At 64.9% G+C, this 8,238-nt stretch carries 6 protein-coding genes and 3 pseudogenes; 7 read left to right on the forward strand and 2 right to left on the reverse strand.

What is annotated here, in order from left to right; genetic code table 11:
• Positions 1-285 precede the first annotated feature (285 nt).
• From ACBJ32_RS42760 to ACBJ32_RS42775, 4 genes and pseudogenes are all read left to right on the forward strand, one after another.
• Positions 286-627, forward strand: a complete 342-nt coding sequence (locus tag ACBJ32_RS42760) for a hypothetical protein (protein WP_375131650.1) — start codon at positions 286-288, stop codon at positions 625-627.
• Between the two features lie 25 nt (positions 628-652).
• Positions 653-1,504: pseudogene (locus ACBJ32_RS42765) on the forward strand (IS256 family transposase); the annotation flags it as partial.
• Positions 1,505-1,559: 55 nt separating this feature from the next.
• Positions 1,560-3,665, forward strand: a complete 2,106-nt coding sequence (locus ACBJ32_RS42770) for an ISAzo13 family transposase (protein ID WP_375131651.1) — start codon at positions 1,560-1,562, stop codon at positions 3,663-3,665.
• Between the two features lie 13 nt (positions 3,666-3,678).
• Positions 3,679-4,134, forward strand: a pseudogene (locus ACBJ32_RS42775) (transposase); the annotation flags it as partial.
• A 692-nt stretch (positions 4,135-4,826) separates the two neighbouring features.
• On the opposite strand, the gene ACBJ32_RS42780 reads toward ACBJ32_RS42775, so the two are convergent.
• Complete coding sequence (locus tag ACBJ32_RS42780) at positions 4,827-5,288, reverse strand: hypothetical protein (RefSeq protein ID WP_375131652.1); 462 nt, start codon at positions 5,286-5,288, stop codon at positions 4,827-4,829.
• Positions 5,289-5,582: 294 nt separating this feature from the next.
• Between ACBJ32_RS42780 and ACBJ32_RS42785 the strand changes: the two are divergent.
• Positions 5,583-5,870: pseudogene (locus ACBJ32_RS42785) on the forward strand (transposase family protein); the annotation flags it as partial.
• Positions 5,871-5,893: 23 nt separating this feature from the next.
• Here ACBJ32_RS42785 and ACBJ32_RS42790 read toward each other — a convergent pair.
• The gene (locus ACBJ32_RS42790; protein ID WP_375131653.1) at positions 5,894-6,841 is read right to left on the reverse strand and encodes an IS481 family transposase; all 948 of its coding nucleotides are present in this window, start codon (positions 6,839-6,841) and stop codon (positions 5,894-5,896) included.
• A 146-nt stretch (positions 6,842-6,987) separates the two neighbouring features.
• Here ACBJ32_RS42790 and ACBJ32_RS42795 point away from each other — a divergent pair, with 146 nt between their 5' ends.
• Complete coding sequence (locus ACBJ32_RS42795) at positions 6,988-7,752, forward strand: hypothetical protein (RefSeq protein WP_375131654.1); 765 nt, start codon at positions 6,988-6,990, stop codon at positions 7,750-7,752.
• 57 nt (positions 7,753-7,809) lie between these two features.
• Entirely contained in the window at positions 7,810-8,133 is a 324-nt protein-coding gene (locus ACBJ32_RS42800) for a hypothetical protein (RefSeq protein WP_375131655.1), read from the forward strand.
• Positions 8,134-8,238 lie beyond the last annotated feature (105 nt).

Here is an 8,238-nt window from a genome sequence, read left to right on the forward strand (position 1 = left end):
CTGAAACGACAAGATCCCGCCTGATCTCGATGATCAGACGGGATCCCGTCAACTTCAGTCCAGCCGTTTCAAGAACGGCCCTGGGTGGAGATGAGGGGGTTCGAACCCCTGACCCCTTCGATGCGAAGGAACTCCGGGAAGTCTGAGGATGTCGATCCGAGTCGATCGGATGCCTCTCACCTTACAGAACACTCCGGGGAGGGCGCGGGAAGTCTGATGGAGCCGTAAGGCGGTGGCTCCCAAAATTGGCTCCCGTGGCCCCTCCCGGAGTGGGAGAGGAATCCCATGATCGAGTACCTTCCTGGCGACAATGACGGGCGTTTCCCCGAGGACGCCCCCGTCCTCGTCAGGTATCCCCTACGCGATGACCAGAACGACGACCGCGACGCGTGGCCGTGGCTACCGGGCACCGTCCTGGCTCAATGTGGTCCCGACGAGTGGCGGGTCGTCGTCGAGGTGCCAGCACTGGCCATACCTGACCCCAGCGTGCCCAACAGCGACGCTCCCGAGAACCTGCTCTACCCCGCTTGCTTCCGCGACGCATCCGAGATGCGCGCCGTCTGCATGCCCGTGTGGCAGCGTGTACGGGATGAGGTAGAGCACGGGACTGTACGGTCAGTGGTGTAACTCCTGATCAAGGAGAACGCACCTGATGAGTACTGTGATCCAGGCATCGACGGAGATCGACCTGGAGGACGCCGCAGTGGCGCGCAAGAAGCCCGAGAACTCGACGGATCGGGAGCTGGTGGCCCGGCTGGTCGATCAGGCCCGCACCGAGGGCGTGGAACTGGTCGGCGAGAACGGGCTGCTGGGCCGGCTGACCAAGCTGGTGCTGGAGTCCGCGCTGGAAGGCGAGATCACCGACCATCTCGGCTACGACAAGCACCAGCGCTCCGGCGGTGAGACGACCAACAGCCGCAACGGCGCCCGCTCCAAAACGGTCATCACCGACGTCGGACCGGTCGAGATCACCGTGCCGCGCGATCGGGAGGGCAGCTTCGAGCCGAAGATCGTCCGCAAGCGGCAGCGGCGCCTGTCCGGCGTCGATGAGATGGTCATCTCGCTGGCCGCCAAGGGCCTGACCACCGGCGAGATCTCCGCGCACCTGGCCGAGGTCTACGGCGCCGAGGTTTCCAAGCAGACCATCTCCACCATCACCGACAAGGTGCTGGAGGGCATGGCCGAATGGCAGAACCGACCGCTCGACCCCGTCTATCCGGTGATCTTCATCGACGCCGTCCATGTGAAGCTGCGGGACGGCCAGGTCGCCAACCGGCCTATTTACGTGGCGCTGGCCGTCACCGTCGACGGCGAGCGCGACATCCTTGGTCTGTGGGCCGGCGACGGTGGCGAGGGCGCGAAGTTCTGGCTTCATGTGCTGACCGAGATCAAGAATCGCGGTGTCGCCGATGCGCTGATGGTGGTCTGCGACGGCCTGAAGGGGCTGCCGCAGGCCATCGAGAGCGTCTGGCCCCGGGCCGTCGTCCAGACCTGCGTGATCCACCGTGGTTGTAATGAAACAACACGGTGCTTCTCGGTTTCCGGTTCGATGGCGTGGTATGGCCATCCCAGGCGAGGTCCGCGATCAGCTCGCGGCGCGGTTCGCGGTGTTGCTGCCGCATTTGAACGAGCGTCAACGGCGTCTGGCGTTAGCGACCGAGGCCCGACTGCTGGGTCATGGGGGTGTTCGGTTAGTCGCGCAGGTGACCGGGGTCAGCGAGACCACTGTCCGCAAGGGCGTGTTCGAGCTCGAGTCCGGGATTGATCCGCTGCCCGATGGGCGGATTCGGCGCGTGGGAGGTGGCAGGCTGCGGGCCGAGGCTGTTGATCCCCTTCTGCTTCCAGCGTTGATGGGGCTGGTCGAGCCGGACGAGCGCGGGGATCCCGAATCACCGCTGCGATGGACGACGAAATCGCTCCGGCATCTGGCCGCGGAGTTGTCCCGGCAGGGGCATCGGGTTACCGCACCGACTGTGAGCCGGCTGTTGAAGGCGAACGGGTTCAGCCTGCAAGGCACCGCCAAAACCCTGGAAGGCGATCAGCATCCTGATCGGGACGCGCAGTTCCGATACATCAACGTGCAGGTCAAGGAGCATCAGGCGGCGGGCGAGCCGGTGATCAGCGTGGATGCGAAGAAGAAGGAGCAGCTGGGACTGCTGCCGATGGGCGGGCGGGAATGGCGGCCTCACGGCGAGCCGGTGCAGGTCGAGGACCACAGCTTCTGGGCCGGCCCGAACGTCGAGACGGTGGTGCCCTATGGGATCTACGACATGACTGCCAACACGGGCTGGGTGAACGTCGGAGTCGACCACGACACCGCGGCTTTCGCGGTCGCCTCGATCCGCCGCTGGTGGCAGGCGCGTGGCCAAGCCGACTATCCAAGCGCGTCTCGGCTGCTGATCACCGCGGATGCGGGCGGTTCGAACAGCTACCGCTACCGGCTCTGGAAAGCCGAATTGGCCGCGTTCGCCGCCGAGACCGGACTGATGGTCATGGTCTGCCATTTCCCGCCGGGCACCTCGAAATGGAACAAGATCGAGCACCGGTTGTTCTCGCATATCACGATGAACTGGCGGGGACGGCCGTTGACCAGCCATCAAGTCGTCCTCAACACGATCGCGGCGACCACGACCTCGGCCGGGCTGAGGGTCGAGGCCGCTTTGGATCCCGATTCCTATCCGACCGGGGTCTCGGTCAGCCGCGACCAGCTCCAGGTTCTGCCCATCACCGCCCATTGCGAACGCGGCGCCTGGAACTACAGCATTGCCCCGAAAGGCGGGCAGGCCGTCTCGCTGCGTGCCGACCAGCGAGCCGCGGCCCGAGCACAGACCATGCAATTGCTCGCCAACCCTCGCCTGACCGGCATGAACAGCGACGAACTCGACGCGCTACGCGCCCGGCTCGCCCCGGCCCAGGAGGCCCGGGCCGAGCAACGCCGTTTCGTACTGCGCGGCGGCCGCCGGGTCGCCACCACCGGCCGCAGCCGAGCACTGCTCTCCAGCTCAGACGAGATCCTGATCACCGTCATCTATCTGCGGCAGGTCTGCCCGCAGAAAGTGCTGTGTGACCTGCTCGGGATCAACCCCGTCACGATCGGCCAGGCGATCAAAGCCACCCGGCAACTCCTGGACGAACAGAAGATCAGCATCACCCCGGCCGTCGTCCGCTACTTCACCCGAGCAGACGACCTACGCGCCTGGAACACCGGCACCGACCCGGCCTCGCACGTTCCGGCAAGCCCGACCCGTCATGCATTGACCGACCCGAACCTGACCGGCATGAGCCGAAAGGCGCTGGACGCCATGCTCGAGAAACTGATCGTGCCCTACGCCGCCGCGATCGAACAGCGCCGCCACCGCAAACGCGGAGGCAACCGCCGCCCCGGCACCCGAGGCGGAGTGTTCCGGCAAAAGATCACTGACGGCGATCGGATCCTCGCCACGATCCTCTACCAGCGCCGCCTCTGCACCCTCGACACCCTCGCCGAACTGTTCAACATCAGCCGCAGCACCCTGTGGAACGCGATCAACGACGTCCTGCCCATCCTCAACAACCACGGCACCGCCATCACCCCCGCCGACCACCGCTACGCCTCGGCCGCCGACCTCCTCGCCTCGACCGACACACCACACGAGCATCCCGACCCAGGAAAACCAGCATGTTGATTCTTGGCGGCCACACCTGCTGCGCAACTCCTTCCGGTACGCCGCCCGCCAGCACTGGGACGCCATCGCCAAGGCGCTCAAGCCCGTCTACACCGCCCCGACCGAGGCCGCCGCGCTCGAGCGCTTCTACGAGTTCGCCGAGATATGGGGCGGTAAGTATCCGGCGATCGTGAAGTTGTGGGAGGACGCCTGGGCCGAGTTCGTGCCCTTCCTCAACTTCGACCCCGAGATCCGCCGGGTGATCTGCTCGACCAACGCCATCGAGTCGGTCAACGCCCGGATCCGGCGGGCGGTCAAGGCCCGCGGCCACTTCCCGAACGAGCAGGCCGCGCTCAAGTGCGTCTACATGGCGATCATGAGCCTGGACCCGACCGGCAAGGGCCGCAAACGCTGGATCACCCGCTGGAAAGCCGCTCTGAACGCCTTCGCCATCACCTTCGAAGGCCGCCTGACCCCGACCACCCGATAACTAGTCAAGATCGAGATACACCACTGACTGGACACACCCTAGAGCACAGCTGACCTCGGCTAACAGGCCACCGCGGCACGTCGGCGGTGGCCTAATCTATTTGGGTGTAGCTCTGCGGCAGGGACCAATCTGATCAAGCTCCGAGAGCGAGTTCGTGCTGGTAGCGGGTTTGGGGATGATCTGGTCAGGGGTGCGCGCGATGGGTAGGGTGTCGTAGACGACACCGAGGGTGGCCATCCGTTATGCGGTTGGGTTTCTCCCCGCTGACCAGGCGGGTCCGATACACGCTCGTGTGGGTTTCGGCGGCCTTGCGGGTCTGCTCGCGCAGGGCTTCGGCGCGCATGACCACGCCCTTGGCGTCCACCGACACGATGCGGGTCGGCGATCTCGTCGCCGGGGTGTCGTCGGATCGGGGCTTGGGCGATATGCCCGAATCGGCCCCCGAGGGGGGCTCACCCGTTCGGCCCTTCCCTACACCTACGGCTGGCTCGGCTGGCGTCCCGGGCGTGTAGCCACAGGTCAGGTTCATGCTTCCCGGGGAGGGTTCCGTTGTGTGTCGGGAGCGGCCAGCACCGGCAAGCACGGGCTCTATCGCGTTCCTGATGCTGATCACCTGGCGATCTTTCCCAGGCATGAGTACGGCACGCGGGCGCGTTGGCGCGGCCCGCGTGCCGTACTCGTTCAACGGGGGATCACACCCACCAGGTGATGCACTTGGCCGGTGAACCACCCATAATGTTGTCCTTCGCGCAGGCTCGGTAGCCCCAGCCGGCCTTTGTTTGGTGCGCCTTGCTGTAGGTGGTCCTGCTCTTGATCGGGTAGGTGGCGCCGCTGGTGTGCCACTTCCCGGTTCCGGGGTTGTAGACGTCGAAGAAGAGGTTGTCGTTGCCACCGGCGTCACCGGGCGGGTTGGGAACCCGGGCCCAGATGTACGACTTGCCGCCGTACTTGCCCGCCCGGAGCTGGATGGTGTACGTGTCAGGAGTAACCGTGACGCTCTTCGAGGTCAGCGTGCCCACATTGGTGGCATACTTCGGCGCGCTTTCCGACCAGTAGCCCGCTGCCTGGGCGCTGGCGGTGCTCATGGCCAGCGTGGCCGCCGCCACCAGACCCACGGTGCCGATTGACGCTATGCGCCCCACGATCTTCCGCATGCGTGCGATCTTCTCCTTCTGACGACTTTCTTGACGACTTCGTATCCCGCAAGACCCTAGGGATAGCCGGTATAGCGCGGGTATGTCGCAACGGGGCGGTCAACATTGGGATGGGCATGGCTATGTCGTTCGACGGCGTCGACCAGCGCGTTGCAGTGAACCTTTTTCAGGCTCCCTAGTGAGTGCCCTGGTCACAGCATGATCGCGATGCCGACGTTCGGCCGGTGACGCGAAGAAGCTCCTGGTAGACGGGTTGATCATCACAATCCACACCGTCGCCACCAGGAGCTTCAGGTGATGTTCTACCGTGCCGCCGTCGATTTGTCGCATCAGACCCTGAACTACGTCGCCGGGATGATCCGGCGTCACCGCAAGGCGATCGGGTCGATCTGGCGGCGGCTCAAGCCCAGCCGACAGGCCCTGCTGGTGCTGGTCTACCTGCGCAAGGGCGAGACCTACACCGAGCTCGCGGCAGGTTTCGGAGTGTCGACGGCAACCGCGTGGCGGTACGTGGAGGAGACGGTGGCACTGTTGTCGGCGCGCTCGCCCAAGCTCGGCCAGGCGCTGCGCAAGGCGCAGCGGGATCTGCAACCGACGTTGATCGTTTACGCCTGGGTCTGGGTTTTCTGCTTGAGGCGTTCGTAAGGGGTCTGGCCGCCGAGGCCGCCGTGAGGTCGATGGTAGTTGTAGTAGTCCTCCCATTCGCGAAGCTTGTCGTTGAACACCTCGGCGTCGTCGATGACGACCCCGTCCAGCAGCTGGTAGAACTCTTCAGCGTCGATGCGGTGTGAGCGTTCGACCTTGCCGTTCAACCGGGGCGTACGGGGCTTGATGTAGACGTGGTTGATGCCCTTGTCCAGAACGTGCCAGTGGAAGGCCGACTGGAATTCCGCGCCATTGTCGGTCTGGATGACCTCCACCTGGAACGGCAGGCGTTGTAGGACGTAGTCGACGAACTGGATGGCGGTCTTCTGGTTGACCTGCGGGTAGATGCGTAGCACGCGCAGCCGGGTGCAGTCGTCGATGGCGGTGAACTGGTAGTACTTGTTGCGTCCGCCCCGGCGGCCAGTAGTGCCGGCGATCGGCTCGATGAACTTGACGTCGATCTGGACGCGGTGGCCGGGCAGTTGCTTCTCGTACCGCTTCCAGCGCTTGTCGTGGCGCTTGTAGCGCTGCGAGGCCGGCAGCCGGCTCATGTCCAGGCGCTTGAGGATGCGCCACACCCCGGAACGGCTGATGGTGATGTCGTGGTATCGCTTGAGGTACATGGCGATCTTCTCCGGGCCGAAGTGGTAGTTCTTCCGCAGGTAGATGATCTTTTCGACGACTTCGACATGGGTGGCGTTCGGGCTCGTCTTCGGCGCTCGAGAGCGAGTGCGCAGGCCGTCGACGCCCTCGGCGAGATAGCGGCGGTACCAGATGTAGTAGGCCTGGCGGCTGATCCCGTAGTAGCGGCAGGTCAGCGCGACGTTGCCGGTGACCTCCTCGACGTGGCGGATGATGGCCAGGCGCCGCTTGGCCTCACGATCGAGCGGGGGACTCGGGTTCGACATAGAGGATCTCCGTAGTGGCCCGAGACCCGGGTGTCAACGATGTTCGTCAGTTTCAGACTTCGTACGGGCCTTCGTACGGGCCTTGTCGGGGCTCATGACCTGCGTGACATACCGGTTCTATACCGGCGTCCCCTACGATCTCTGCGGTGAGCAAGGGCACCGGGTTCTTTGTCGTCGCTGCGATCCTGACGCTGATCGGTACGGCGATCCACGTCTTCCCTCCGCACCTGACCGTGGTCACGGTGATCTTCTCCGTGGCCGCTGTGTTCTTCCATGCCTTGGGAATCGCCAGGTTGGTCGGCCTAAGGAAACGGGATCATCGCGTGGCGCAGCGCGTCCTTCTCTACGTCGGCATCCTTGTGTCGTTTGGCGTCATGGGTATGGGACCCATTGCGGCCACCACGGTCGCGCGCGCGGTGCTCGGGGAGAGCCAGACGTGCACAGTGACGCAGTACGACACGGAGATCGAGCATAGTAGTCGCGGCCGGACCTTCACCACATACGTGCATCAGGTCCAATGCCCCGACGGCAGCACTCACGAGATCCGGAGCTCGGTGATGAGGGGCTCGCCGGCCGAGGTCGTCACGGACGCGAGCGGCTGGCTGACGCCCGGCTTCGCCGCGCGCACCTTCGACTGGTTGGAGGTCGGGTTCTTCGCGCTGATGCTGGTGTTCGAATCCGTGGTTCTGCTCGTCGCCCGCCGCTTCGCCCCGTCGGCGCCCGCCCCGCAAGCCTTCTACCGTCCGCAGGGCGATCACCCAGCGCAGGGCTACTACCCGCCTCCGCCGGGTTCTCAGCCGCTTCCGCAGGGCTACTACCCTCCACCGCCCCCGCCGCCCGCGTGGCCGCACCAGCGGCACGATGTGAACGGACGCCCCGGCCCGCGCGGTAGGTCGGTCGGGCAGGCGTGATCGGGAGACCGTCAACTAGTAGTCCGCTGATGTGGTGTTGCGTCCAAGCACCACCGCATGCATCCCTACATCGTGATCTTTCTCCTCACCGGAGCACGGACCGAGGAACTACGTGACCTTCGCTGGGACCACGTTGACCTGAAAGGCAAAGCAGCGTCCTTCGGCAAACCGGCGATCCCTCCACACATCGCCGTATGGCGATCAGTCAGAGCAGGAGGTGACACCAAAACCAAGAAATCGCGACGCACCGTCGCCCTACCCGAGCGGGCTGTCGAGGCGCTCAAGCAGCAAAAACGCCAGCAAGCCAACGAACGCAAGGCGGCCGGCCAGCGCTGGCAGGAACACGGGCTCGTCTTCACTAGGGCGTGTATTGGGTTGTGATCAAGGGGTGGGTCGTGTGAGGTCTTTGATCCAAATCATCGCGCCACGAAGGTGGAGGCCGGCGATGTAGCTCTCAGGGGTCTTGTCGTAGCGGGTGGCGATGCC

This window comes from Nonomuraea sp. GTA35 (genome assembly GCF_041950525.1).
Taxonomy (GTDB): Bacteria; Actinomycetota; Actinomycetes; order Streptosporangiales; family Streptosporangiaceae; genus Nonomuraea.

Coding starts and splice junctions, on each gene's coding strand:
- ACBJ32_RS42760 (WP_375131650.1), top strand. CDS start 286: ATGATCGAGTACCTTCCTGGCGACAATGACGGGCGTTTCCCCGAGGAC.
- ACBJ32_RS42770 (WP_375131651.1), top strand. CDS start 1,560: ATGGCCATCCCAGGCGAGGTCCGCGATCAGCTCGCGGCGCGGTTCGCG.
- ACBJ32_RS42780 (WP_375131652.1), bottom strand. CDS start 5,288: ATGCGGAAGATCGTGGGGCGCATAGCGTCAATCGGCACCGTGGGTCTG.
- ACBJ32_RS42790 (WP_375131653.1), bottom strand. CDS start 6,841: ATGTCGAACCCGAGTCCCCCGCTCGATCGTGAGGCCAAGCGGCGCCTG.
- ACBJ32_RS42800 (WP_375131655.1), top strand. CDS start 7,810: ATGCATCCCTACATCGTGATCTTTCTCCTCACCGGAGCACGGACCGAG.